Below are 25022 nucleotides of genomic sequence, written 5' to 3' on the forward strand. Positions count from 1 at the left end.
CAGAGGGAGATGACACGGACGGGCAACGGTGGACGAACCCGCGGGCACGACCCGTCGCCGGGGTGCCGGAGGCCGCCGGGAGATCACTCGCCCGGCCCGGGAGACACCTCTCCCGCCGTTCACCTGACCGCGGTCCGGTCCGGTTTCGATGGACCACGGGTACTGCTCTTCGTCCGCCCGCGCACGCCTCCCATCCGGACTTTAACCGTCGGTCCAGGAATTTCACCTGGTCAACCGGCCGCTGGCTGCGGACGGGTCGCGGACTGTAACCGCCGGTTCGGATTTTCACCGACCCCGGAGTGCGCTGAACGTCACTGCTGTTGACGTCATTCTGCCACGAGCGACGCAAGCTCAGGGAGGGTCTTCGACTGTGGCCTGTTTCACGATTGGTACGGGGAATGCGCCGCGCAGTGACGGACGCTGCTTCCGGGCCCACCGGTCCCGTGGTGCGGCGGGGCCCGTCCGGAGCCGCGGCCGCGCCGCCTGGTGGCGCCGTCGCACACCGAGGACGAGGCTGGTGGTGGGGGCCGGAACGTTCGGAGGCGAGGGCGATGGCGAAGTTCATGGACATCCACCACGGGATGAACGGGATCACGGCGGAGCAGCTCAGGGCGGTCCACGCCGCCGACCTGGCGATCGAGGGCGAGGAAGGCGTCCACTTCGAGCAGGCCTGGGCGGACCCGGACTCGGGCACGGTGTACTGCCTGTCCGAGGCGCCGACCAAGGAAGCGGTACTGCGGGTCCACGACCGTACCGGGCACCCGGCGGACGAGATCCACCCGGTGCCGTTGTCGGTGTAGGGCCCCGGCATTCAGCCGGCGTGAAGCCCCGGTACGCGGAGCCCCGGTATCCGGGACCGGCGGTTCAGAGCGTGGCGGGTGCGGTGATCGGCATGAAGTGGGTGACCACCGGGGGGTGCGCGAGAAAGCACATCTCGCCCTCCGAGCAAACCGGCCGGATCCGCCACATCGGCCCGGCGTACCCGCGCAGGGCCTCCTCATCCCGCCAGCGACTCACCACGAGCACCCGGTGCCCTCCCTCGGTCACCGAGCGCAGCAGCTCGCCGCCGAGGCAGCCGTCCGTACGCCCCAGCTGCGGGATCAGCTGGGAGGTCAGGTGCGCGCAGAACTCCTCGAAGCGATCGGACACGACCTGCCCGGTCCAGATTCTGACGATCACGGCCACCACCTCCGGCTGGCTGGAGTCCCTGGCCCCATTATCAGCGGAAAACCGCTGGTGGGGAGGGGTACCGCGCCCCTTTCACGAAGAGCTGGGGAAGCCGGGGGGAGCGGCTGGGGAGGCGGTGCGGGACGGAGCCGGTCGCGGACCGCGGGCCGGGGGTGCGGCGAAGGACTCCGGCTCGGCTTCCCCGGGTCCCGTAGATTCCCGGTATGACCACCACACCGGATGCTGCCGTTCCGTCAACCACCGCTACGGACGCGCCGAACAGGCTGTTCGCCGCCCTCAGCGCGGAGGCCCTCACCGACCCTGACCAGCTGCGCGAGATCTACGAGCAGCCGGGCGACCACGCGCGCCGCAAGCAGGTGGACCGGCTGCACGAGGTCGCGCAGCGGCTGATCGCGTGCTCCTCGCTGGTGTTCGTCGCCAGCTCCGACGCCGCCGGGCGCTGCGACGTCTCGCCGCGCGGCGGGCCGGCCGGGCTCGTCTCGGTGCTCGACGAGCAGACCCTGGCCATACCGGACGCGACCGGGAACAAGCGCCTGGACACGCTGCACAACATCCTGGAGAACGGCCGGGTCGGGCTGCTCTTCGTCGTACCGGGCCGGGACACCACGCTGCGGGTCAACGGACGGGCCTGCGTCTCGACCGACCCGGAGCTGCTGCGGCAGCTGACGGCGGTCGGCAAGCCGCCGCGCAGCGCGATCGTGGTGGCGGTGGAGGAGGTGTACGCGCACTGCCCGAAGGCCTTCCTGCGCGGGTCTGCGTGGAAGCCGGGGAACTGGCTGGCCAAGGACGCGCAGCCGAGCTCGGCGGAGATCACGCTGTCGCACCTGCGGGACGAGTCGCTGACGATCGAGATGATCGAGCAGGCGGAGCGGGAGGCGCTGCTGTACCGATACGAGTAGGGGCGCGTGCAGTGGTACGCGTCGGGAGCGCGTCCACCGGTACGCGCGGGGAGCGCGCGTACCGGTGCGGGGCGGGCGCACCCGGTCGGCGGCCGGACGGGTGACGTCGGGCGGACCCGGGTTTGCGGGGGTGCCGGGGCCGGGGCCGGTCGCTTGAATGGACGGATGGACTGCGTGTTCTGTGCGGTGGTGGCGGGCGAGGAGCCCGCGCACCGGGTGCTGGACGACGAGGCGGCGGTGGCCTTCCTGGACCGCCGGCCGCTGTTCCCCGGCCATGTGCTGGTCGTACCGCGTGCCCACCACCGGACCCTGGCGGACCTGCCGCGCGCCGAGGTCGGACCGTTCTTCCTGCGGGTGCAGCGGGTGGCGGCGGCCGTCGAGCGGGGGCTGGGCGCGGCGGGAAGTTTCGTGGCGGCGAACAACCGGATCAGCCAGTCGGTGCCGCATCTGCACGTCCACGTGGTGCCGCGGAACCCCAAGGACGGGCTGCGCGGGTTCTTCTGGCCGCGGGGGAAGTACCCGGACGAGGCGGGCGCGGTGGAGGTCGCGGCCCGGCTGCGGGCGGCGCTCGGGGAGTCGTAGCCCGCCTCCGCCGATCCGGCGAGGAGCACGCTGTGACGTCGATCGCGATGCGGAGGGTAGCAAGCCGTACGCCCGGAGGAGCAGCGGGAGGCTGTCGAAATCGGCTTCGGGGCGGACGATTTCGCAGGTCGGGGCGGCCTAGGCTCACAGCCATGAAAGAACTCGCCAGTCTCGTACAACAGGCCGCCGACCGGCTCGCGGGCCAGCACGTCGGCGCGGTGGTCGCCGGGCTGGCCGACGGCGACGTGGAGATCCGCGGCGCCGGGCAGACCGGCCCGGACGGCGGTGTGCCCGGTCCGCGCACCCTGTTCGAAGTCGGTTCCGTCACCAAGGTGTTCACCTCGCTCCTGCTCGCGCGGCTGACCCTCGACGGCGCGGTGCGGCTCGACGAGCCACTCGCGGAGGTGCTCGACGACGCCGCGGCCGTCCCGGTCCGCGGCGGGCAGCCGATCGTCCTGCGGCACCTCGCCACCCACACCTCGGGGCTCCCCCGGTTACCGAGGGGCATGGCGGTGCGGGCGCTGCTCACGCCCAACAGGCCTGATCCGTACGCCCGTTGCACCTCGGAGGCGGTGTTGGACGGGCTCGCCAGGACGCGGTTGCGGGCCGTGCCCGGGCGCAGCTTCCGCTACTCCAACCTCGGGGCCGGACTGCTCGGGCTGGCCCTCGCCCGGCGGGTTGGCGCCGGGTACGGGGAGCTGGTGGCGCGCGAGGTCTGCGGGCCGCTGGGGCTGGCGGACACCTGCCTGCGGCCGGGCGAGGAACAGTCCGGACGGCTGGCGCGGGGGCACACGCCGGGCGGGCAGCCGGTGCCGTACTGGGACTTGGCGGCGATACCGGGCATGGGCGGGCTCCGGTCCACGGCCGCCGACCTCGTGATACTCCTGCGGGCCCAGCTGTCCGCCGAGCGCGAGCCGGACGGGCCGCTGGCGCCCGCGATCACCTTCACCCGGGAGACCCGGCACCGGGTCAACCCGTTCGCCTGGACGCACCTCGGCTGGCTCGGCCACCGGCTGCACAGCCAGCAGGGCGGCCATCTGCAGCTGTGGCACAACGGGGGCACGGGCGGGTTCAGCTCCTTCGTCGCGTTCGATCCGGAGAAGCAGGTGGGGGTGGTGGTGCTGGTCAATACCCGGCGGTCGGTGGACCCGGTCGGGACGGCACTGCTTCGGCGGCTGCAGCTCGGGGCCAGCGCGGCGGGGCGCTGATCGACGTCTCTCGGGGTGGAACGGGACACGGTCCGGCCGTTTTGGGCCAAAACGTGCCGATTGGCACTGTTCCCGGAGCCGGTCGGGCGTTGATGCTGGTGATCCGAGAGTCGTGATTCCACTTGGGGAGACCGCCGAGGGCAAGGAGGCCGAAGTGGCGATGGGGTGGTCGCCGGTGTGGGCGCGGTCGCTCACGCCGGAGAGCGGCCGGGCCCGGCGCAGGCCGGCCGGGCCGCTCGGGCCGGTGGTGCGGGTGCACCGTGGCTTCCGGCCGATGCCCTGGCGGGCGCGGACCTGGGTGGACGCCGCAGCGGCGGTCCTCGCGGTGGCGCTCTGCCTGGCGCTCGGCGAGTGGTGGCCCGCACCCGTGGTGGCCGCTGCGGCGGTGCTCGCCACCACCGGCTACGGGCGGCCTCGGCACACTGCCAGGCTGCGGTCCGTGCGGGTCCACATGGGCGGGCTGGCGCTGGTCGGGGCGGACGGCGCGGAGCGGCTGCTGCCGTGGGGCGAGGTGGAGGCCAGCGAGTACTCGCCCGGCGAGTGGCGCGGGCGGCCCGAGCAGGGGCGAATATGGCCGGGGACGCCGGGCGGGCTGGTGACCATGGACGAGTCGGTGCGCCCGGGCACCACACCCGAGGTGCTGGCGGGCCTGCGCCCAGCCTTCGCCGACCCGTCCTACGAGGAGCGCTTCCCGCAGCTCAGCTGGTCGGTGACGGCGGGCAACAGCAGCCCGATCAACGACGGCGCCTCCGCCGTGCTGATCACCAGCAGCGAGACCGCCGCGCTACTCGGTCTGCGCCCGCTGGCCCGGCTGCACTCCTTCACGGTCACCGGCTCGGACCCGCTGCTGATGCTCACCGGCGTGTTGCCCGCGACCGAGAAGGTGCTGCGCCGCTCGGGCCTCTCACTCGCCGACATCGACCTGTTCGAGGTGAACGAGGCCTTCGCCAGTGTGGTCCTGGCCTGGCTGCAGGAGACCGGCGCCGATCCGGCCCGGCTCAACGTCAACGGCGGCGCGATCGCCCTCGGCCATCCACTGGGCGCCAGCGGCACCCGGCTGATGACCACCCTGGTGCACGAACTGCGGCGCAGCGGCGGGCGGTTCGCACTGCAGACCATGTGCGAGGCGGGCGGCCTGGCCAACGCGACGATCCTGGAGGCGATCCGCTGATCCCGCCCGTCCCCTAGGGGCGGAAGGGGGACCTCCCGGAAGGGACCAGTACATCGCTGAGTGGACGTCAGTTCCAGTGCTCGCGGCCTACCGTCGGTCATATGAGCCGACTTCGCACAACCGCCGCCGCGGCAGCCCTGTTGCTCGCGCTGCCGCTGTCCGTCGCCGCCGCACCGGCCCTGGCCGCACCCGCGCCCGCCGCCTCGGCCGGTGCCGTCGTCACCGCCACCGCCGCGGACACCACCCCGACCGCCGTCCACGTCCAGCTCCCGCGCCCGACCGGCCCGTACGCGGTCGGGCGGGAGGACCTGCACCTGGTCGACCAGGGCCGTCCGGACCCGTGGGTCCCCTCCGCCGGTCCGCGTCAGCTGATGGTCTCGATGTACTACCCCGCGCACGCCGGAACCGGCAGCCCGGCCCCGTACATGACCGCCGCGGCCGCCCGGATGCTGCTGGACGGGAAGCTCCCGGGCCACTCCATCCCGACCGAGTCGGTGACCGACACCCGGACCTGGGCCGAGTCCGGCGCGCGCCCCCAGGGCGGCCACTACCCGATGGTGGTGCTCTCGCCCGGCTTCACCATGCCTCGCGCCTCGCTCACCAGCCTCGCCGAGGACCTGACCAGCCGCGGGTACGTCGTGGCCCTGGTCGACCACACCTACGAGAACACCGGGACGACCTTCCCCGACGGGCAGACGCTCCCCTGCGTCATGTGCGGCAAGCTCAGGACGCCTGAGGCCTGGAAGGCGCTGACCGAGAGCCGGGCGAAGGACGTCTCCTTCGTCCTCGACCAGCTGACCAGCCGCCCACACCCGGCCTGGCGTTATGCCCGCATGATCGACCGCGACCGGATCGGCATGGCCGGGCACTCAGCCGGCGGCGCGTCCACCGTTCCGGCGCTGCTGACCGACGACCGGATCCAGGCCGGCGCCGACCTGGACGGCACCATGGACTACCTGGTGCCCGAGTCCGGCATCGACGGCAAGCCGTACCTGATGATGGGCCACCCGCTGCCCGACGGCGCCGAGGACGACAGCTGGACCAAGAGCTGGCCCCGGCTCGACGGCTGGAAGCAGTGGCTGACCGTCGACGGCACCAACCACGGCAGCTTCACCGACTACCCGCTGTTCTCCGAGGCATTCGGCATCCCCCAGGACCCGGGCACCACCGTCTCGGGCCGACGCGCCATCGACCTCACCCGCCAGTACGTCGGCGCCTTCTTCGACCTCCGACTGAAGGGCGTCGAGCAGCCGCTCCTCGACGGGCCGACCGCCGCCAACCCTGAGGTCCGGTTCCACTCCTGATCCCTGCGCCCCGCGAGGCCGTCGGCGACCCGCCGGCGGCCTCGTCGGCGTGCGGGCCCCCGGGCTTGGGTCCGGGCCCGGGCCCGGACCTAAGCCGCTACCGCCGCCGAGGCGATCGGTTCGAGGAGCGGGTGCGGGCGCACCAGGGCGCGGGAGACCGGGTCGTCGCGGCGGCCGCCGGTGCGGGCGGGGTTGGGACGCATGGCGACCTCGGCCGGGGGGACGGGCCCGCCGCCGCACTTCGGGCAGGCGCCGACGAGGTCCAGGTCGGTGCCGCAGGCGGCGTGCGCGAACAGGTGGTGCGGACCGCCCTCGGTGACGTGTCGGCCGCCCCAGCGGCTCAACTGGTAGAGCGGACCCCAGAGTTCGAGGCCGACCTCGGTGAGCAGGTAGCCGTGGCGCAGCGGCGCCTGCTGGTACGGCTCCTTGCGCAGCACCCCGGCGGCGACCAGGGCGTTCAGCCGCGCGGTGAGAACGGCGCGGGGGATGCCCAGGTGGGCGAGGAAGTCGTTGAACCGCTGCACGCCGTAGAACGCGTCGCGCACGATCAGCAGGCTCCAGCGCTCGCCGACCACCTCCAGCGCGCGGGCCAGTGCGCAGTCCTGCAGTTCGTAGTCGGTTCCCAGCGCCATGCGGGCCAGCCTAGTCCACTCCCCCAATGGGTTCAATGAACAGACCAGCAGTGGTAGCGTGCCGTCGCAACGAAGGTTCATTCACCAGACCTATTGGTCCGCGCTCGGAGGGAACATCCATGTCCCCCGCACCACTCGGTTCCACCCCCGCCCCAGTGGCCGCATCCGTCCGACCCGGCGCAACGCTGTCCGTCACCGCGGCGGCCACCGCCCTGGTCACCGTCGCCTACACCGCCCCCACCGCCTCGCTCGCCGCCACCGCCCAGGCCGCCCGGCTCGGCGCCTCCGGCCGCACCTGGATCCTCACCGGCACCCTGGTCGGCATCTCGGCGCTGCTGCTCACCGCCGGCAGCGCCGCCGACGACCACGGCCGCAAGCGGGTCTTCACCTTCGGCGTGGCACTGTTCGCCGCCGCCGAGGCCCTGGCCGCACTCGCCCCCGGCGGCACCGTGTACCTGGCCGCCCGGGTGCTGCTCGGCATCGCCTCGGCCGCCGTCCTGGCGCCCGCCCTCGGCCTGATCAGCCACGCCCACCCACCGGGGCCAACCCGGATCCGGGCACTCGGGATCTGGGGCGCGGCAGTCGGCCTCGGCATCGCGGTCGGGCCGGTCTACGGCGCACTGGTGCAGCAGTGCGCCGGCTGGCGCGTGGTCGGCGGCGGACTCGCGGTGGTCTCGGCCGCCGTGGCCGCCTGCGCCGCCGCGTGCCTCACCGAGTCGCGCGCGGAGCAGCCGCGCGCGCTCGACCCGTACGGCGTGCTGACCCTCGCCGCCGGGACGTCCCTGCTGATCGCCGGACTGGCCGAGGGCCGCAGCGGCTGGGGGCGGCCCGTGGTGGTCGCGCTGCTGGCCACCGGGGTACTGCTGCTGGCGGCCTTCACCGTGGTCGAGGCCAAGGTCCGCGAGCCGATGCTGGACCTCGCGCTCTTCCGCAGCCCCGGCTTCATCGCGGCGACGGGCGGGGCGCTGTTCACCGGGCTCTCACTGGTCGGCTTCATGAGCTACCTGCCCACCCTGCTCCAGGGCGTGCTCGGCCTGTCCGGCCTGGCGGCGGCCGGCGTGCTGGCCCTGTGGTCGGGCCTGTCGGTGGTCTCCGCCCTCCAGGCCCGCCGCCTCGCGACCCGCCTTTCGGCCACCGCGCAGGTCACCCTCGGCCTGCTGGTCTGCGGCCTGGGCGAGGCCGGACTGTACGGGCTCACGCCCGGCTCCCCCTGGCTCCGGCTGGCGCCCGGCCTGGCGGTCGCAGGGATCGGCAGCGGCGTCCTCAACGCGGCCCTCGCCCGGCTGGCGGTCAGCAGCGTCCCGGCCCACCGCACGGCCATGGGCTCGGGCGCCAACAACACCTCCCGCTACCTGGGTTCGGCCCTGGGCGTGGCGGTGACGGTCGCCGTCGCCGGCTCCGCCCGCCCGACCGGCCCGGGCCCGGAGGCGGCGGCCCGCGCCCTGGCCACGGGCACCGACCGCGCCGTCCTGGTCGTCGCAGCGCTCTGCCTCCTCGGCGCGGTGCTGGCGCTCGCGGCCCGCGGTGCCGAATCCCGCCCGGAGGCCGGCGCCGAGCCGGAGCCGACCGCACCGGTCCGGGAGCACGCCACCCCCCGGTGATGCGGGGCCGAGGACGCCGAACCCGCCCGCCTGGCCGGGTCGGACGGGCGGGGCGTGCCGGGGGGCGGTCACTCGCCGGATGCGGCGCCGTCGTCGGCACTCCGCTCGGCGCTCCCCTCTGCGCTCTCCGCCGCGGCCTCGCCGGCGGGATCGCCGAGCTGGTCGACGCCGGGCTCGTCAGGGCCGGTGGAACACGGCTCCGACTGCCCCTATCCGTGCGACAGTTGGCCCATGAGAGCGGGGAGCCCGACCGACTTCCTCTGCCGGAGCGCGGTGTGGATCGGGGCGGTGGTGGCGGCGCCGGTGCTGTTGGTGGCCGGGGGGCCGTTGTGGCGGCGGTACGTGCGGTACGTGTACCGGGACGGTGCGCACCCGGCCGGCGGCAGAGCGGGGTTGTGCGTCACACCGGGGTACCGCATCGTGCACAACCGGTTGGTGCGGCTCCTGGTGTGGCCGACGTTGCGGCGCGGGATTCGGTAGGCCCGCCCCGGGGGCGGCTCCCGCCGCCACGGTGAGCGGCCGCGGCAGGGCCCGTGGGAAGATGGCAGGGCTGGTGGGAACGATCTCCGGGCGGGTCTCTGGCCATGGTGAACGACGAAGGGCAGCGTCAGGGGGAGCCGCGGCAGGATGCCCTGCTGATGGTGCCGATCGCCACGGCGCTGACCGATGCCGAAGGGCGGATCCTGCACTGGAGCGGCGACGCGGAGGCACTGCTCGGTTACCGTGCGGACGAGGTGGTGGGCCGGAAGGCGGCCAAGCTGCTGACCTCGGACGAGGACCGGCCCGAGGTGCTGGAGCTGTTCCGGCAGATCCTGGCGGGCCGGGGGTGGTCCGGGGTGTTCCCCGTACGGCACCGGGACGGGCACCTGGTGAACCTGGAGTTCCGGACCCATCCGATCCGCGGGCCCGGCGGGGCGCCGATGGTGCTGGCCGTCGCGTCCGAGGTCACCACGCTGCACCGGCTCCAGGCGGATCTGGCCGTGTTGGACGGGTTCTTCGCCCAGTCCCCGATCGGCATGGCGGTGTTCGACCCCGAGCTGCGCTTCGTCCGGCTGAACGAGGCGATGGCCAGGACGGACGGGCTGGCCGCCGACGAGCACCTGGGCCACCGGCTCACCGAGGTGCTGCCGGGGATCGACGGCGCCGAGGCCGAGACGGTGATGCGGCAGGTGCTGGCGGACGGTGAGCCGGTGGTGGACTTCCGTTCGCACGGCCGCACGCCGGGGGATCCGCGGCCCGACCACGCCTGGTCCGCCTCCTACTTCCGGCTGGCGGACCGGGCCGGGCGGGTGCTCGGGGTGAGCGCGACCGTCGTCGACATCACCGAGCGCTACCGCGCCGACGCCCGGGCGGCCCGGGCGCAGGAGCGGCTCGCCCTGCTGGTCGACGCGACCGCCTCGATCGGGACCACCCTCGACCTGCGACAGACCGCCCGGGAGCTGGCCGACGCGATGGTGCCCAGGGTCGCCGACATCAGCGGGGTGTTCGCGCTGGAGGCGCTGGTGGCCGGCCGCAACGTCGAGCCGCCCGACCCGGACGCCCCGCAGCTGGTCCGCCAGCTGGCGCTGGCCACCGCCGACCCGCCGTGCCCGGCCGAGGCACTGCCGGTGGACGCGGTGTACGAGCTGTCGGCCGACTCCCCGTACGCCCGGGCGATGACCAGCGGGCGGACGGTGGTGGTGCCGTCCTGGGAGCTGCCGCCGCTGAGCGAGGACATCGACGACAACCACAGCCAGGCGTTCCTCGGCGACCCGCCGCACTCGGTGCGGATCACCCCGCTGGTGGCGCGCGGCACCACGCTCGGCATGGTGGTGTACTCGCGGCGCGGCGAGCGGGAGTCCTTCGCCGAGGCCGACATCACCCTCGGCGACGAGCTGGCCTCGCGCGCGGCCGTCGCGATCGACAACGCCCGGCTGTACCTGCGCCAGCACCAGACCGTGCTGGCCCGGCAGCAGGCGCTGCGCGAGGCGAAGGCGGCGCAGGAGCGGCTCGCGCTGGTCAACGCGGCCTCCACCCGGATCGGCACCACGCTCGAAATCGACCGTACCGCACAGGAGTTGGCCGAGGTGGCGACGCCCCGGTTGGCCGACACGGTGGTGGTGGAGGTGCTGGAGGAGCTGGTCCGGGGTGAGCGGGAGGCCCGCGCCGCGGCGGACGGCTCGGCGCTGCTGCGACGGATCGCCTTCCACTCGGTGCGCGACTCCGCCCTGGCGCCGATCGACCGGCCCGGCGGAGTGCACCGCTTCCTGCCCGGTTCGCCGTACGCGTGGAGCCTGGCGCACCGCAAACCGGTGCTGGTGCCGCGGATGGACGCGGAGGGCATGGCCTGGTTCGCCGACGACCCGGTGCGCACCGCCGCCGTACGGGAGCAGAACGTGCGCTCGTTCATGGTCGTCCCGCTGATCGCGCGCGGCAGCGCGGTCGGCGTGGCGGGCTTCTACCGCACCCTGGTGGACCGGCCGTACGAGGACGAGGACCTGGCGTTGGCCGGGGAGCTGGCGGTGCGGGCGGCGGTGTCGATCGACAACGCGCTGCTGTTCACCCGGGAACACGACGCGGCCGCGGCCCGGCAGCGGGCGCTGGACGAGGCCTGGGCCGCCCAACAGCGGCTGGGTCTGCTGAACGAGGCCAGCAACCGGATCGGCACCACGCTCGATCTGCACCGCACCGCCCGGGAGTTGGTGGAGGTGGTGATCCCGCGCTTCGCCGACTTCGTCACCGTGGACCTGCGCGACGCGGTACTCAACGACGAGGAGCCCTGGCCGTTGCCGAGGGACGGGTCGGTACTGATGCGGGCGGTGGCGGTCGGCGAGGCGGCCGAGGACGGCCACATGACGGAGGCCGCCGACCAGGTCGGCGAGACCTCGCAGTCCGCCGAGGTGTACGCGCAGAGCCTGCGCACCCGGCGTTCGATCCTGGTGTCCGAGGTGACCGAGAAGGAGCTGCGCCGGATCGTCGCCTCCCCCGACCGGGTGCAGCCGGGGATGGCCGCCGGGGTGCACTCGTACCTGATGGTGCCGCTGGTGGCGCGCGGACTGGTGCTGGGCGGCGCGGAGTTCGTCCGCACCCGCAACCCGGTGCCGTTCGGCCCGGCGGACCGCTCGCTGGCCGAGGAGCTGGCCGCCCGCACCGCGCTGGCGATCGACAACGGCAGGCTCTACCGCCGTGAGCGGGACACCGCGCTCACCCTCCAGCGCAGCCTGCTGCCACAGGAGATCCACCGCACGCTCGGGCTGGAACTGGCCTACCGCTACCTGCCCAGCAGCGTGGTCAGCGAGGTCGGCGGCGACTGGTTCGACGTGGTGCCGCTGTCCGCCGGGCGGGTCGCGCTGATCGTCGGCGACGTGATGGGCCACGGCATCCGGGCCGCCGCCACCATGGGCCAACTCCGGACCGTGGCCAGGACGTTGATCACCCTGGAGCTGGACCCGGAGCGGGTGCTGTACCGGCTGGACGAGGCGACCACGGCGCTCGGCGAAGGCCAGTTCGCCACCTGCGTGTGCGTGGTGTACGACCCGGTGGACCGCCGCTGCACCGCCGCCTGCGCCGGCCACCTGCCGCCCGTGGTCGCCGACACCGAGGGCAACGCCGACCTGGTCCGCCTGCCGCCCGGCGCACCGCTCGGGGTCGGCGGGGTCCCCTTCGAGAGCGTGGAGTTCTCCCTCCCCGAGGAGGCCATCCTGACGCTCTACACCGACGGCCTGGTCGAACGCCGCGGCCGCGACCTGGACGAGGGGCTGACCCTGCTCCTGCGCACCGTCGCGGACCGGCGCCGCACGCTGGAACAGACCTGCGACGCCGTGCTGACCCGGCTCACCGGCCGCACCGCAGAGGACGACATCGCCGTCATCATGGCGCAGGTCCGCCCGCACGGCGCGGACCGGATCGCCATCCTGCCGCTCACCGGCGACCGCGCGATGGTCGCCCACTCGCGCCGCTTCACCCGCGAGACGCTGGCCGCCTGGGGGCTCACCACGCTCGCGTACTGGGCCGAGCTGCTCACCAGCGAGCTGATCACCAACGCCCTCATGCACGCCGGCTCCCCGACCCAACTGAGGCTGTACTGCAACCGGGTGCTCACCGTGGAGGTCGCCGACCAGGAGAGCGAGACGCCCCGGATCCGCCGCGCCCGCGCCGAGGACGAGGGCGGGCGCGGCCTCCACCTGGTCAACGAGCTGGCGCACCGCTGGGGCAGCCGCCGGACCGAGGAGGGCAAGGTGGTCTGGTTCGAGCTGGAGCTGCCGCCGGGCTTCTCGACCGACTAGGCCTGCATGGACAACGGACGGTTGTCGGGGAGCCCGTGCGGTTGTTGGCCGCCCGGGCCGCGGCGGGGCTTTGCTGGTGTCACGGCGGGAGAGCCCCGACCGGACGCACCAGAGGAGCCCACCGTGCAGCAGCCCGACGCCCGTACCGTCGTCACCGACTACGTCACCCTCCTCGCCGCGGGTGAACTCGACGCCGCCATCGCCCTGTTCGCGCAGGACGCCACCTGGACCTACCCGGGCGGCCTCGCCCTGTCCCGCACCTGGCGCGGCAAGGAGGAGATCTTCGGCGAGTTCCTCGGGCAGGTCGGCGCCCTGTTCGCCGCCGACGGCCTGCCGACCATCACCCTGACCCACGTCCTCGCGGACGGCCTCCAGGCGGTGGCCGAGTGGACCACCGTCGGCACGGCCGCCAACGGGGCCGCGTACGAGAACCGCTGCCTGGGCGTGTTCACCGTGGAGAACGGGCGGATCACCGCCGTCCGAGAGTACCTGGACACCCATCACGTGGCGCAGACCCTGCTGGCCTGAACCGCGATCCCCCGGATCGGTACCATGATCGCCCGCCCGCCGGGGGCGCGGGCCTGGGCTTCCTCGGCTCCGCGCTCACCGACGACCAGGTGGTCGGCCCGAGCGCCACGGACCTCGTCAAGCGCCGGCTGTCGGGCCTGAAACTGACGGACGGCAGCACGGCGTGGACCGGGGACAAGGACCTGTTCCAGGTCTCGGTGCAGCCGGCCGGGCCGAACCGGGTCCTGGTCGAGGGCAGCGACTACGGTTCGGCCAAGGGCCTGACCTGGTTCACCGACGGCACGACCGGCAAGCTGCTGCTGGACATCAACAGCCCGCTGCACCTCATCTGCACGTACGACGAGCGTTCGGTGACGGTGTGCGCGGGCGAGGACAGCGCCTTCGCCCTCGATCCCGCCACCGGCAAGGTGCTCTGGAAGCTGCCCGACGACGCCAAGACCCGCGTCGCGCCCCGGGTCACCGCCGTCTGGCACGGCGTCGTCTACGGCAGGACCTCCAACGGCCCGGTGAGCCTGGACGCGACCACCGGCCAGGACCGGCCCGGCAATCCGCAGCTCGCACCCGTCCTGGTCGACGGCTACGCGGGGCTGGCGGACACCAACGGAGGGATCGCGGCCTACGCCGCCACCGGCTGACGCGATCGGTCAGTCCGGGAGCAGCAGGTTCACGTCCCCGAACTCGTGCCACAGGTACCGGTGCCGGACCGCCTCGCGGTAGCAGTCCGCCAGCAGCGGGCGGCCCGCGACGGCGGCCAGCATCAGCAGGTGTGAGGCCCGGGGCTCGTGCCAGCCGGTGAGCAGGCCGTCCACCGCGCGGACGCCGCGTTCCGGGGTGATCACCAACTCGGTCCAGCCGTCGGCCTCCTGGAGCGTGCCGTCCGGTGCGACGGCCGACTCCAGGGCGCGGACCACGGTGGTGCCGACGGCGATCACCCGGCCGCCCTCGGACCGGACGTGGCCGGCCAGGCGGGCGGTGGCCGCCGGGACGTGGAAGCGCTCGGCGTACGGGGCCTCGTGCGCCTCCGGGGAGGCCACCCCGGTGTGCAGGGTGATCGGGGCGACCAGTATGCCCCGGCCGGCCAGCCGGGCCACCACCTCGGGGCTGAACGGGCGGGCTGCGCTGGGCATTTCGCTGCTGCCGGGGACGGTCGCGAAGACCGTCTGGTAGGCCTCGATCGGCCAGTCGCGGTCCGTGTAGCCGTACCGGATCGCGCGGCCGTGCAGCTCCAGGTAGCGCGGCAGCTGGGCGGGCAGCTCGAGTTCGGCGTACCAGAGGCGGGCGGTGAACGGCGCGGTCAGCTCGGCCGCGGCGCCGGCCGGCAGGCCGATCCGCAGGCCCGGGCGGGCCGGGGACTCCGGCGGCGGATAGTAGGCCGCCGCCTGACCGGGCACCACCCTGCGCAACTCCACCAGGTGGCAGCCGTGTTGGTCCGGCTGGGCACAGGAGAGGTGCAGCGCGACCGGCGCGCCGTCGGGCAGCCGCCCCGACAGGGCGGCCGGGAGGGTTGCCGAGTTGTTGACCACCAGCAGGTCGCCGGGCCGCAGCACCTCGGGAAGCTCGGTGAAGCGGCGGTGCTCGACGCCGCCCGTCGCGCGCCGGCCGACCAGCATCCGCACGTCGTCCCGGGCGCCGCCGCGGGCCTCCGCCGGTGCGCGGGCGGAGAGTTCGGGCGGGACGGCGAGGCCGAAGCCGGGATCGGTCAGGGCCGTCATCGCCCACCCCGGTCCGCGGCAGCCGAGGCGGCCGGTGTGGCGGCCAGGTCCTCGGCGCGGTAGCGGCCGGAGGGGACGCGGTCGCGCAGCAGGCTGAGCAGCCGGGGCGCGATCTCCTCGGGCAGCGGCTCGCCGGAGATGTCCTCGCCGGGGCCGGCCTCCTGCAGCATCCGGGTGCGCATACTGCCCGGGTCGACCGCCCAGACGCTCAACTCCGGCTCTTCCCGGGCGAGTACGGCGGTGGCGAGGTCGAGCGCCGCCTTGCTGGCGCCGTAGCCGCCCCAGCCGAGGTAGGGAACCACGGCGGCGTCCGAGCTGATGTTCAGGACGGCGCCGGCGTGGGCGCGCAGCTGCGGGAGGACGAGCTGGGTGAGCGCGATCGGGGCGAGGGCGTTGACCTCGAAGGTCTCCAGCAGGGCGGGCAGCGGGACGTCGGCGATCCGGGGCAGCGGTTCGGCCGTGACGTCGTCGGTACCGTTGAGGGTGCCGGCGTTGTTCACGAGGAGGCTCGCGCCGCCGAGCGCGGCGGCGGCCTCTGCGAGGTGGGCGCGGTGGCCGTCGTCGACGATCGTGCCGGGCAGTGCGACGACCTTGGTGACGGTGGCCAGCCGCGCCTCGGCGGCGGCGAGTTCGGCGGCGCCGCGGGCGGTGATCACCAGCTGCCAGCCCTCGGCGGCCAGGGCGTGCGCGAGGGCCAGGCCGAGGCCGCGGGAGGAGCCGGTGACGACGGCGACGGGGGCGGTGGGCTGTGTTGCGTTCATGCCCCCACGATCGCGCCGCGGGGTCGGGCGACGGATCGGCCACCGGGCCGGGGACCCCGTCGTTCGTTGGGCCTAGGGCCCGGACAGGCCCTGGTACGGCAACGCCCCACCCCGCCGGGGCGGTCGGCGGGGACGGGCTCGCCCGGGCCGGGTTCGGCCGGACGGGGACGCCGTACCCGGTGACCGTGGTCTCCGGATCGTCCGCCGTCGGATCGCCGTCCACGGGGTGCGGGCGCTCCTGCCGCTGATCAGCCCGGATGAATTACCGGCGGTCCCGCGCTTCCACCGGTGTGTCCGGCCGACCGATCGGGTACCGGTGCTCCGTCCATTCCGTCCGCCTTCCCATCCGGCCTGCACGGCCCAGACCTGGAGGTCCGCATGTCGACCGACTCCAGCCCACGGAACTGCCCGTTCGACTTCGCCGAGGCCCTTGAGTTCGACCCGACGCTCCGGCAGCTCATGAACGAGGCACCGGTCAGCCGCATCCGCCTCCCCTACGGCGAAGGGGAGGCTTGGCTCGTCACGGGGTACGACGACGTGCGCACCGTGACCACTGACCGGCGTTTCAGCCGCCACGCCGTCGTCGGCCGGGACTTTCCGCGCATGACGCCCGAGCCGATCGTCCAGGCCGAGGCGATCAACGTCATGGACCCGCCTGCCAGCGCCCGACTGCGCAGCCTGGTGTCCAAGGGCTTCACACCCGACCACATCGAGCGGATGAGGGACCGTACCCAGAACGTGGTGAACGAGCTACTGGACCGCATGCGGGACCAGGGTCCCCCGGCCGACCTCATGGAGCACCTGGCCCACCCGCTCCCGCTGATCACGATCTGCGAGGTCCTGGAGATCCCCGAGGCCGACAGCGCACAGCTGCGCGCCAACGCCCGGACGATGATGAACGTGGGCCTGGACAACAAGCCGGACGCGGTACGGGCCAAGGCCGACCTGCGGGCGTACTTCACCGAGCTGACGGCCGAACGGCGCAGGAACCCCGGTGACGACCTGATCAGCGCCCTGGCCACGGCCCGCGACGGCGACGAGGTCCTCGACGAGAAGGAACTCACCGTGATGGCCATGGTCCTGCTGATCACCGGCCAGGACACCACGACGTACGAGCTCGGCAACCTCTCGTACACCATCCTCACCCGGCCCGACGTGCGCGCCACCCTGCGCGAGCGGCCCGAGATGCTCACCCAGGTGATCCATGAGATGCTGCGCTTCATCCCGTTCCGCAAGGGCGTCGGCATCCCCCGGGTGGCCCTTGAGGACGTGGAGCTGAGCGGGGTGACGATCTCGGCGGGGGACATCGTGCATGTCTCCTACCTGACCGCCAACCGGGACGGCCGCAGGTTCGACCGGCCTGACGAGCTGGACCTGGAGCGGACCAGCCCCTCCCACATGACCTTCGGCTGGGGCGCGCACCACTGCCTCGGCGCACCGCTGGCCATCACCGAACTCGAAGTCGCCCTCGGGACTCTGCTGGAGCGCTTCCCCGGGATCGCGCTGGCGAAGCCGGCCGCGGAGCTGGCGTGGAACACCACGTCGATCTGGCGCTATCCGCTCGCGCTGCCGGTCACCTGGTGACGGTGCCCCACCCTCTGGCGCTCGTCTGCCGCCACCTCGCTTCCGGCATCGCCACGCACCTCGGCCCGCGCACCTCGGAGTGTGCGGGCCGACGTGCGCGCTGGACCCACCTTCCGTACATTGGGTTGTCGCGGCTCGAACCAACTCGCGGCCGGCACGACCGCCCGCACGGCGAGCATCCGATCCTCGCCCTGCCGGCTCGTCCGCCACGCTGTTGGGTCCCGCCCGGTGAGTCCCGCCGCCGCGCCGTCTCCACGCGTCCGGTTCGCAGCGGCTGCCGATGAATTCCCCGCCCGGCCAGGGTCGCACCGGGAACTCCGCCCGTACAGGAGGAAGTCCCATGGCCGTTCTGTGCAAGCCGGCGATAGCTGTGCCCGAGCACGTCATCACCAACGAGGAAACCCTCGAACTGGCACGCAGGCTCCACCGCGACCATCCGCAGCTCGATCTGGCGTTGCGCCTCATCAAGAACACCGGAGTGCGGAAGCGGCATCTGATCCAACCCATCGACATGGTGCTGAAGCACCCGGGGTTGGACGAGCGGAGCGCCGTCTTCGAGTCGGAGTCCAGGGCCCGCGTCCCGGAGGTGGTGGTCAGGGCTCTCGCACAGGCCCAAGTGGAGCCGTCGCAGATCGACTTGATCGTCTATGTGTCGTGCACCGGCTTCATGATGCCGTCGCTCACCGCGTGGCTGATCAACAAGCTGGGCTTCCGGCCGGAGACCCGGCAGCTGCCGATCGCCCAACTGGGCTGTGCGGCCGGCGGTGCGGCGGTGAACCGGGCCCATGACTTCTGTTCGGCCTACCCGGGCGCCAACGTGCTGATCGTGGCCTGCGAGTTCTGCTCGCTGTGCTACCAGCCCACCGACCTGGGCGTGGGGTCGCTGCTGTCCAACGGCCTGTTCGGCGACGGGATCGCCGCCGCCGTGGTCCGGGGCGAGGGCGGGACCGGGATCCGGTTGGAGCGCAACGGCTCGTACCTCATCCCGCACACCGAGGAGTGGATCTCCTACGCGGTCCGCTCCACCGGATTCCACTTCCAGCTGGACAGACGGGTGCCGGGGACGATGGAGCCCCTCAGCCCGGCCCTGCGTGCGGTGGCGGAGCAGCACCAGTGGGACGTCGGCATGCTGGACTTCTACATCGTCCACGCCGGCGGCCCTCGGATCCTGGACGACCTGAGCCGCTTCCTGGAGGTGCCGCCCGAGGCGTTCCGCTTCAGCCGAGCCACCCTCACCGAGTACGGCAACATCGCCAGTGCGGTCGTGCTCGACGCCCTGGGCCGGATGTTCGACGAGAAGTCGGCTCTCAACGGTCACCAGGGGCTGCTGGCCGGGTTCGGCCCGGGTATCACCGCGGAGATGTCCCTGGGCACCTGGGCGTCGCCCGATTCCTGACGCACGAAACCGAGCGCTCGACCTTCCGAGTCGGGTCGATCGAGCCCGCCGCGGGGTCGGTCGACCAGGGTGCCGGGTGTCGCTGTCAGGCGGCTGCCGTCCCGTGGCTTCGCTCCTCCATCCGGCCGCTCGTCCGGCCGCCGGCATAACCCTATCGGTCGATCCGGACCGGAGTCGGTGCCCGCGCGCCGCCGTGGCGACGACGCGGGCACCGGCTCCTGTGTTTGCCTTCGACTCTGGAGGTGTGCCTGTGAAGACCGGAGACGGAACCCCCGGGAAGAGTATTCCCCCCGCTGTACCGCGACGGCCGCTGCTGGCGGCGGCCGGGCTGGCGCCGGTGCTGGTCGGCCTGGGCGGGGACACCGCCGCACAGCCGGCTGTGACCCATGGTCACGGCAGTGGTCAGCCGGCCGAGTCGGCGCCGAGGCCGGTGTCCACCTCGGAGGCGGACTGGGTCGACGTCGCGCGGGCTCTCCGCCGCCCGGGTGGCCTCATCCGCCGGACCTACCACCACACGCCCTTCCCCCGGCACGACCTACACGTGGTCAGCGGCGGCGTCGTCGTCAGCCCCGGGCTCGCGCTGGGCTCGCACGTCTCCTTCGCCCGGTACGACAACGGCAGCACGCTGATGATGGGCGATCTGGTGGTGACCGCAGCTGAAATGCCCGCCCTGACCGACGCCCTCCATGCTCAGGGGATCGCCCAGACCGCCATCCACAAACACCTGCCGGCTCACACTCCTGACATCTGGTGGACCCATGTCTGCGCACACGGCCATGACGCCGCGGCACTGGCCCGCGGACTGCGGACCGCGCTCGACTCCACCGGCACTCCACCGCCCCACCTGCCCCGACCGACCCGGCCCCTCGATCTGGACACGGCCGGCATCGACGCCGCGCTGGGCGCCACGGGCACGACCAGCGAAGACGTCCATGCCTGCGTCTTCGTCCGCCGCGAGACCATCATCGAGGAGGGGCACGTCCTGCCGCCCGGCCTGGGCGCGACCTCGGCCTTCAACTTCCAGCCGCTCGGCGGGGGACGGGCCGCGCTCAGCGGCGACCTCGCCATGGTCGCCGCCGAGGTCCAGGACGCGCACGCGGCGCTGCGGCGGGGCGGCATCGACCTGGTCGAACTCCACAACCACGGTCTGACGGACGAACCGCGCCTGTTCTTCACCCACATCTGGGCCGAGGGCGATGCCGTGGACCTGGCCAGAGCGGTCCGCCCCGCGGTCGCCGCCACCAACGTCGTGCCGGCCACCGTCTGACCGACGGGCGCCGGTCGCAAGCCTTCTTCAGGGCGTGTCTTCGAACTCCCTCAGGCGGAAGTTCGAAGACACGCCCTGGCCATGCCCGACGAGCGTGGCCGGCCGCCAGGTGCGCACCGGGCGCGCGCCCCCGCACCACGTGGCCGCCGGCCGTTCCGAGGGGCCGCCCTGGTTCCCGGCAGGTGCGGTCGCGATGCGGAGCGCGCGAAGCTCGCCGATACTGAGCCGACGGGCGGTAACGGAGCGCGGCACGGGCGCCACGCTCCGCAATGCCCGGTCGCGCGCCGTCGTGGGCGCAGCAGCCGCTGGACGGGGCGGACGGAAGCCACGACCGGCGACCACTGCCTGGCGGCGTACCGACCGCCGAGTCCTGGACGGAGAAACCGAGGATGCTGAACCGACGAGACCTCCTCAGGGCCGCCACCATAGGCGGCCCGGTGGCCCTCTTCCCATGGGGCCTCGCACCAAGCGTGGCCCAGGTCGCGCCAGCCACGCTGCCGACCGCTCCGGCCAGGTCGGGGACCGGGGGGCGGACCGCCCGGATCGTTCCCTTCGCGCACGCCATGCGGGTGCCCCCGGTGCTGAGCCCGGTGTCGCGGACGGACTCCTCGGACCTGTACGAGCTGCGGATGGCCGAGAGCGAGGTGGAGATCGTCAAGGGGCTGCGGACCACCGTCTGGACCTACGGCGACTGCTTCCCCGGTCCGACCATCCGGGCGGTCAAGGGCCGGGAGGTGGTAGTCCGGCAGACCAACGACCTGAGCGTGCACACCTCCGTCCACCTGCACGGCGGCCATGTGCAGTCGCGGTACGACGGCCTGCCGATGGACCTCGTCGAGCCCGGCGAGACCCGCGAGTACCGCTACCCCAACGAACAGGTGGCCGCCTCGCTCTGGTACCACGACCACGCGCACCGGCTGGAGGCCGAGAACGTCTACCGCGGCCTGGCCGGCGCCTACCTGCTCAGCGACCCGCACGAGAGCAGCCTGCCGCTGCCGGGCGGCGAGTTCGACGTCCCGCTGCTGTTCCGGGACGCCCGGATCGAGACCGACGGCAGGCTGGTCTACACCGACCCGTACGAGTGCCCGCACATGCTGGTCAACGGCAAGGAGCGGCCCTACTTCGAGGTGGCGGCGCGCAAGTACCGCCTGCGGCTCTTCAACGTCTCGCCCAACCGCCACATATCACTGCGCTTCGCCGACGGCAAGCCGTTCACCCAGATAGCCTCCGACGGCGGACTGCTCGCCGGGCCGGTGCAGTTGGACGAGCTGACCCTGGCCGGCGCGGAACGCGCCGAGATCGTGGTCGACTTCGCCCGCTACCCGGTCGGCGAATCGATCGTGCTGGAGAACACGGCCGCGCTGGAGACCGAGCGGTCCGAGGTGCTGCGCTTCGACATCACCCGGAAGGCCGAGGACCGTAGCCGGGTACCGGACGTCCTGGCCACCCTGCCGCCGATCCCGGAGGCGACGGTGCACCGGGAGTTCTGGCTGACGACCTTCCCGGACACCAGGATCAACGGGCGCAAGTACGACCCGGACCGGACCGACGTGCAGACCACCGTCGGCACCAGCGAGATCTGGACGATCCACAACCACCTCACCCGCCGGCCGGCCGGGGTCTTCCACGCCCCCCACTCCTTCCACACCCATCTGGTGCGGTTCCGGGTGCTGGACCGCGACGGGGAGCCGGTCGGCCCGTCCGAGGCCGGGCTGAAGGACACCGTCCCGATCCATCCGGGCGAGACCGTCCGGATCGCCATGACCTGGGGCGACTACCCGGGCCAGTACCTCTATCACTGCCACCACATGGTGCACTCCTCGCACGGCCAGATGGGTCGGGTCGACGTGCTGCCCTCAGCACCGGAAGGCTCCGACCACGAGTCGGACGAGGCCTTAGCCGACTCATCCTCGTCCTCTGAAGCCTCGGGGTCCGGAGCCGGCCGGTCCGGATCGTCGGCATCCGGAACCGGTCGGCGGCGACGGCGGCGCCACGGCCGGCACCACCACGGTCGGCACCACCACGGGCACCGCGTCGCCGCCCGAGCCTGACGCTGTCGGGGATCTCGGCGTTCGACCGCCTGTGATCACGGTGGTGAGCCAGTCTCGCGGGTACCCGGGGCCCGCGAGACTCCCGAGGAGTGCGGGGCGCAGGACAGCGCCGCGTTCATGCCCCCGCGATCGCGCCGTGGGGCCGGGCGGCGGATCGGCCACCGGGCCGGGCCCCGTCGATCGCCGAACCTAGGACGCGCCGAGGGCCCAGCCCTCCGGGTCGGTCCAGGCGGACAGGGTGCGGCGGCTCTCGAAACGGCACTCGCGGCCGGACAGCGGGTCGGTGAACTCGACGACGGAGGCGAGGAGTTGGAGCGGGCGGCGGAAGTCGTCCGGGGCCGGTTCGGGCAGCACCACCGGGTAGACCGGGTCGCCGAGGATCGGCACGCCGAGCCCGCACATGTGCAGGCGCAACTGGTGGGTGCGTCCGGTGACCGGGCGGAGCCGGTAGCGGGCGAGGCCGTCGCGGTGGTCGAGCAGGTCGATCCGGCTCTCGCTGTTCGGCGGGGCGTCGACCTCGCGGGCCGCGATCACGCCCCGTTCCTTGACGATGTGGCTGCGGACGGTGCGCGGCAGGCTCAGCGCCGGGTCGTAGGGGGCGACGGCCTGGTACTCCTTGCGGACCAGCCGGTCGTGGAACAGGGTCTGGTAGGCGCCGCGGTCCTCCGGTCTGACCACGAACATGGCCAGGCCGGCGGTGAGCCGGTCGAGCCGGTGGGCGGGACTGAGCGCGGGCAGGTCGAGGGCGTGCCGCAGCCGGGAGAGGGCCGTCTCGGCGACGTGCCTGCCGCGCGGGGTGGTGGCAAGGAAGTGCGGCTTGTCGACGACGACCAGGTGCTCGTCCCGGTGCAGCACCTCCAGGTCGAACGGGACACGGACCTCGTCCGGCAGGTCCCGGTAGAACCACAGGTGCGCGCCGGGCCGGAACGGCGCGTCGGGCGCGACCGGCCCGTCCTCGCCGACGATCTCCCGCCCCCGCAACGCCGCGTCGATCCGCTCGGCCGCCACGGCCGGCAGCCGCTCGACCAGGTGGGCGCGAACGGTCGGCCAGGGACCCTCGGCCGGCAGCCGCAGGTGCACCGGGTCCACGCCGTTGCGCTGCGGGAGGGGGGAAGCCGGGCGGCGGCTCTTTCGTCTCATCTCGCGGCCCAGCCTAGTCGGGCACGCCCGGCCGTCTCCGTCCGAGGTGCCGCCTGCGGGGGGCGCGGAGCAGAGTGGACGGTAGGCCCGCCCAGCCGCTCAGCCCTGGAGGACGCGTGACCGCCGACGACGGCCCGGCCGGTGTGCCGCCGCTGCATCTGCCGCGACGCACCCGGCTGCTGCTGTACGGCTCCTTCGTGCTGCTGGTCGGCGCCATCGTGGCCGATCTGGCGACCGGCCCCGGCACGACGCTCTCCCCCGTCCTCGCGGTGGCGCCGGTGCTGGCCGGAGCGACCACCCGGACGGCCCGTGTGCCGCTGATCGCCGGGGCGATCGCCGTCCTCGCGGTCGGGCTGCTGGAGGCCACCAACACCGAGCTGCCGACCGAGGTGCACATCACCGCGCTGATCACGGTGCTCGCCGCGACGTTGGCCAGCGCCGCCAACGTCGTCCTGGTGGCGGCCCGCGAGCGGGAGCTGTTCCAGGTCCGGACGGTGGCCGAGGCGGCGCAGCGGGCCCTGCTGCGCCCGCCGCCGGAGCGGATCGGACGGCTGCGCGTGGCCGTGCGGTACGTCGCGGCGGCGGCCGAGGCGCGGATCGGCGGGGACCTGTACGCCGTCGTCGAGAACCGCTTCGGGGTACGGATCCTGCTCGGGGACGTGCAGGGGCACGGGCTGCCGGCGGTGGAGACGGCGGCGGACGTGCTGGGCGTGTTCCGGGAGGCGGCGCGGACCGAGCCCGACCTCACCCGGCTCGCGGAGCGGCTGGACGCGGCGCTCACCGCACGGTCGGAGGACGGGCGGTTCGCCACCGCGCTGCTGTTGGACGTACCACCGGACCGGGGGGCCGTGACGATCGTGAACTGCGGCCATCCGGACCCGCTGCTGCGCCGCGCGGGCAAGGTCAGCGACCTGGAGCCGCCGTTCCCGGCGCCGCCGCTGGGCCTGCTCGGGCTGACCGGCGGCGGCTACCCGGCGGGCCGCTTCGAACCGCGGCCCGGCGACCTGCTGCTCCTGCACACCGACGGCGTGTCCGAGGCGCGGGACGCCGAGGGCCGGTTCTACCCGCTGGCGGAACGTCTGCCCGGCCTGCCCGCGGGGAACCCGGCGGACCTGCTGGGCGCCCTGCTCGCGGACGTCGACGGCTGGGTCGGCCCGGCCGGGCTGGCGGACGACGCGGCGATGCTCGCGCTCCGCTGGGAGCCGTGACCGGCGCACCGCGGACGCCGTCCATGTCAGTGGTGTGTGCAAGGCTCTGCTCACGGTCGACGGGTGACGGCCGCGGGCACGATCGTCGAGGGGAGCAGGGCATGGTGAACAAGGCGAGCGGGGCATTCGAGCTGACCGCCTTCGAACCGGTGGAGACGGAGGAGCGGGCGGGGGCGAGCTTCGGCCGGATCCGGATCGCCAAGACGTTCACGGGCGGGATCACGGGCACCAGCGAGGTGCGGATGACGTCCGTCGGGGACACCTCGGGCGGCCCGGCCTCGTACGTGGCGGTGGAGCACGTCACCGGTGAGCTCGACGGACGGAAGGGTTCGTTCGTGCTCCAGCACGCGGCGTGGGACACGAGCGGGGTGACCATACGCGTCGTACCGGGGACGGGCTCGGGCGAGCTGGCCGGGCTCACCGGGGAGTTCCACCTGACCGTCGGCGAGGACGGCGCGCACACCTACGTCCTGGAGTACGAGCTGGGCTGAACAGGCGTCGGCTGCGCGCCGCACGCACCGGGCC

General features: G+C 73.5%; 20 protein-coding genes, 1 pseudogene and 1 riboswitch. Of the genes and pseudogenes, 16 read left to right on the plus strand and 5 right to left on the minus strand.

Translation table 11 applies throughout. The features are described from left to right. Positions 1-178: 178 nt before the first annotated feature. A riboswitch (FMN riboswitch) is annotated at positions 179-306 on the minus strand. Positions 307-551: 245 nt separating this feature from the next. Beyond that, positions 552-800 carry an SCO4226 family nickel-binding protein gene (locus ABZW30_RS02670; RefSeq protein WP_355669206.1) on the plus strand — a complete coding sequence of 83 codons (249 nt, stop codon included), beginning with the start codon at positions 552-554 and terminating at the stop codon, positions 798-800. Between the two features lie 64 nt (positions 801-864). On the opposite strand, the gene ABZW30_RS02675 is transcribed toward ABZW30_RS02670, so the two are convergent. Continuing rightward, positions 865-1179, minus strand: a complete 315-nt coding sequence (locus ABZW30_RS02675; protein WP_355669207.1) for an antibiotic biosynthesis monooxygenase family protein — start codon at positions 1177-1179, stop codon at positions 865-867. A gap of 212 nt (positions 1180-1391) precedes the next feature. Between ABZW30_RS02675 and ABZW30_RS02680 the strand changes: the two genes are divergently transcribed. From ABZW30_RS02680 to ABZW30_RS02700, 5 genes and pseudogenes are all read left to right on the plus strand, one after another. Then, positions 1392-2087 carry an MSMEG_1061 family FMN-dependent PPOX-type flavoprotein gene (locus ABZW30_RS02680; RefSeq protein WP_355669208.1) on the plus strand — a complete coding sequence of 232 codons (696 nt, stop codon included), beginning with the start codon at positions 1392-1394 and terminating at the stop codon, positions 2085-2087. Between the two features lie 165 nt (positions 2088-2252). After that, the gene (locus ABZW30_RS02685) at positions 2253-2669 is read left to right on the plus strand and encodes an HIT family protein (RefSeq protein WP_355669209.1); all 417 of its coding nucleotides are present in this window, start codon (positions 2253-2255) and stop codon (positions 2667-2669) included. Positions 2670-2821: 152 nt separating this feature from the next. Beyond that, a complete protein-coding gene (locus tag ABZW30_RS02690) occupies positions 2822-3877 on the plus strand; it encodes a serine hydrolase domain-containing protein (protein WP_355669210.1) in 1056 nt (351 codons plus the stop codon). A 598-nt stretch (positions 3878-4475) separates the two neighbouring features. Continuing rightward, positions 4476-5048, plus strand: a pseudogene (locus ABZW30_RS02695) (thiolase family protein); the annotation flags it as partial. Between the two features lie 101 nt (positions 5049-5149). After that, positions 5150-6352 carry an alpha/beta hydrolase gene (locus ABZW30_RS02700; protein WP_355669211.1) on the plus strand — a complete coding sequence of 401 codons (1203 nt, stop codon included), beginning with the start codon at positions 5150-5152 and terminating at the stop codon, positions 6350-6352. An 89-nt stretch (positions 6353-6441) separates the two neighbouring features. Here the strand turns inward: ABZW30_RS02700 and ABZW30_RS02705 are convergent, their stop codons facing one another. Next, a complete protein-coding gene (locus tag ABZW30_RS02705) occupies positions 6442-6984 on the minus strand; it encodes a helix-turn-helix domain-containing protein (RefSeq protein WP_355669212.1) in 543 nt (180 codons plus the stop codon). A 119-nt stretch (positions 6985-7103) separates the two neighbouring features. Here ABZW30_RS02705 and ABZW30_RS02710 point away from each other — a divergent pair, with 119 nt between their 5' ends. From ABZW30_RS02710 to ABZW30_RS02725, 4 genes are all read left to right on the plus strand, one after another. Next, on the plus strand, positions 7104-8585 hold the full coding sequence (locus ABZW30_RS02710) for an MFS transporter (RefSeq protein ID WP_355669213.1): 1482 nt from the start codon (positions 7104-7106) through the stop codon (positions 8583-8585). A gap of 584 nt (positions 8586-9169) precedes the next feature. Beyond that, positions 9170-12850 carry a SpoIIE family protein phosphatase gene (locus ABZW30_RS02715; protein WP_355669214.1) on the plus strand — a complete coding sequence of 1227 codons (3681 nt, stop codon included), beginning with the start codon at positions 9170-9172 and terminating at the stop codon, positions 12848-12850. A 123-nt stretch (positions 12851-12973) separates the two neighbouring features. After that, positions 12974-13378 carry a nuclear transport factor 2 family protein gene (locus ABZW30_RS02720; protein WP_355669215.1) on the plus strand — a complete coding sequence of 135 codons (405 nt, stop codon included), beginning with the start codon at positions 12974-12976 and terminating at the stop codon, positions 13376-13378. 89 nt (positions 13379-13467) lie between these two features. Then, complete coding sequence (locus ABZW30_RS02725) at positions 13468-14013, plus strand: PQQ-binding-like beta-propeller repeat protein (RefSeq protein WP_355669216.1); 546 nt, start codon at positions 13468-13470, stop codon at positions 14011-14013. A 9-nt stretch (positions 14014-14022) separates the two neighbouring features. Here ABZW30_RS02725 and ABZW30_RS02730 read toward each other — a convergent pair whose 3' ends face one another. Both ABZW30_RS02730 and ABZW30_RS02735 read right to left on the minus strand, forming a co-directional pair. Continuing rightward, positions 14023-15090, minus strand: coding sequence for an S-adenosylmethionine:tRNA ribosyltransferase-isomerase (locus tag ABZW30_RS02730; RefSeq protein ID WP_355669217.1), 1068 nt, complete (start codon positions 15088-15090; stop codon positions 14023-14025). Next, complete coding sequence (locus ABZW30_RS02735) at positions 15087-15851, minus strand: SDR family NAD(P)-dependent oxidoreductase (RefSeq protein WP_355669218.1); 765 nt, start codon at positions 15849-15851, stop codon at positions 15087-15089. Before ABZW30_RS02735 ends, ABZW30_RS02730 begins: the two co-directional genes overlap by 4 nt. Before the next feature lie 378 nt (positions 15852-16229). Between ABZW30_RS02735 and ABZW30_RS02740 the strand changes: the two genes are divergently transcribed. The 4 genes from ABZW30_RS02740 to ABZW30_RS02755 all read left to right on the plus strand — a co-directional run bounded on the left by ABZW30_RS02740 (position 16230) and on the right by ABZW30_RS02755 (position 22149). Further along, positions 16230-17435 carry a cytochrome P450 gene (locus ABZW30_RS02740; protein ID WP_355669219.1) on the plus strand — a complete coding sequence of 402 codons (1206 nt, stop codon included), beginning with the start codon at positions 16230-16232 and terminating at the stop codon, positions 17433-17435. Between the two features lie 340 nt (positions 17436-17775). After that, a complete protein-coding gene (locus ABZW30_RS02745; RefSeq protein ID WP_355669220.1) occupies positions 17776-18831 on the plus strand; it encodes a type III polyketide synthase in 1056 nt (351 codons plus the stop codon). A 250-nt stretch (positions 18832-19081) separates the two neighbouring features. Further along, the gene (locus ABZW30_RS02750) at positions 19082-20098 is read left to right on the plus strand and encodes a DUF1259 domain-containing protein (RefSeq protein WP_355669221.1); all 1017 of its coding nucleotides are present in this window, start codon (positions 19082-19084) and stop codon (positions 20096-20098) included. Between the two features lie 389 nt (positions 20099-20487). After that, positions 20488-22149, plus strand: coding sequence for a multicopper oxidase family protein (locus ABZW30_RS02755; protein WP_355669222.1), 1662 nt, complete (start codon positions 20488-20490; stop codon positions 22147-22149). Between the two features lie 189 nt (positions 22150-22338). Here ABZW30_RS02755 and ABZW30_RS02760 read toward each other — a convergent pair whose 3' ends face one another. Next, complete coding sequence (locus ABZW30_RS02760; RefSeq protein ID WP_355669223.1) at positions 22339-23289, minus strand: RluA family pseudouridine synthase; 951 nt, start codon at positions 23287-23289, stop codon at positions 22339-22341. Between the two features lie 116 nt (positions 23290-23405). Here ABZW30_RS02760 and ABZW30_RS02765 point away from each other — a divergent pair, with 116 nt between their 5' ends. Together ABZW30_RS02765 and ABZW30_RS02770 are read left to right on the plus strand one after the other, a co-directional pair. Continuing rightward, positions 23406-24497: a PP2C family protein-serine/threonine phosphatase gene (locus ABZW30_RS02765; RefSeq protein WP_355669224.1), complete on the plus strand. Its 1092-nt coding sequence runs from the start codon at positions 23406-23408 to the stop codon at positions 24495-24497. Between the two features lie 101 nt (positions 24498-24598). Further along, positions 24599-24988, plus strand: coding sequence for a DUF3224 domain-containing protein (locus ABZW30_RS02770; RefSeq protein WP_355669225.1), 390 nt, complete (start codon positions 24599-24601; stop codon positions 24986-24988). Positions 24989-25022 lie beyond the last annotated feature (34 nt).

This window comes from Kitasatospora sp. NPDC004669 (assembly GCF_040609455.1).
Taxonomy (GTDB): Bacteria; Actinomycetota; Actinomycetes; order Streptomycetales; family Streptomycetaceae; genus Kitasatospora.

Excerpts from the sequence above, each read along its gene's own strand:
- ABZW30_RS02670 (WP_355669206.1), top strand. The coding sequence starts at position 552 with ATGGCGAAGTTCATGGACATCCACCACGGGATGAACGGGATCACGGCG.
- ABZW30_RS02680 (WP_355669208.1), top strand. The coding sequence starts at position 1,392 with ATGACCACCACACCGGATGCTGCCGTTCCGTCAACCACCGCTACGGAC.
- ABZW30_RS02685 (WP_355669209.1), top strand. The coding sequence starts at position 2,253 with ATGGACTGCGTGTTCTGTGCGGTGGTGGCGGGCGAGGAGCCCGCGCAC.
- ABZW30_RS02690 (WP_355669210.1), top strand. The coding sequence starts at position 2,822 with ATGAAAGAACTCGCCAGTCTCGTACAACAGGCCGCCGACCGGCTCGCG.
- ABZW30_RS02700 (WP_355669211.1), top strand. The coding sequence starts at position 5,150 with ATGAGCCGACTTCGCACAACCGCCGCCGCGGCAGCCCTGTTGCTCGCG.
- ABZW30_RS02705 (WP_355669212.1), bottom strand. The coding sequence starts at position 6,984 with ATGGCGCTGGGAACCGACTACGAACTGCAGGACTGCGCACTGGCCCGC.
- ABZW30_RS02710 (WP_355669213.1), top strand. The coding sequence starts at position 7,104 with ATGTCCCCCGCACCACTCGGTTCCACCCCCGCCCCAGTGGCCGCATCC.
- ABZW30_RS02715 (WP_355669214.1), top strand. The coding sequence starts at position 9,170 with ATGGTGAACGACGAAGGGCAGCGTCAGGGGGAGCCGCGGCAGGATGCC.
- ABZW30_RS02730 (WP_355669217.1), bottom strand. The coding sequence starts at position 15,090 with ATGACGGCCCTGACCGATCCCGGCTTCGGCCTCGCCGTCCCGCCCGAA.
- ABZW30_RS02735 (WP_355669218.1), bottom strand. The coding sequence starts at position 15,851 with ATGAACGCAACACAGCCCACCGCCCCCGTCGCCGTCGTCACCGGCTCC.
- ABZW30_RS02740 (WP_355669219.1), top strand. The coding sequence starts at position 16,230 with ATGTCGACCGACTCCAGCCCACGGAACTGCCCGTTCGACTTCGCCGAG.
- ABZW30_RS02745 (WP_355669220.1), top strand. The coding sequence starts at position 17,776 with ATGGCCGTTCTGTGCAAGCCGGCGATAGCTGTGCCCGAGCACGTCATC.
- ABZW30_RS02755 (WP_355669222.1), top strand. The coding sequence starts at position 20,488 with ATGCTGAACCGACGAGACCTCCTCAGGGCCGCCACCATAGGCGGCCCG.
- ABZW30_RS02760 (WP_355669223.1), bottom strand. The coding sequence starts at position 23,289 with ATGAGACGAAAGAGCCGCCGCCCGGCTTCCCCCCTCCCGCAGCGCAAC.
- ABZW30_RS02770 (WP_355669225.1), top strand. The coding sequence starts at position 24,599 with ATGGTGAACAAGGCGAGCGGGGCATTCGAGCTGACCGCCTTCGAACCG.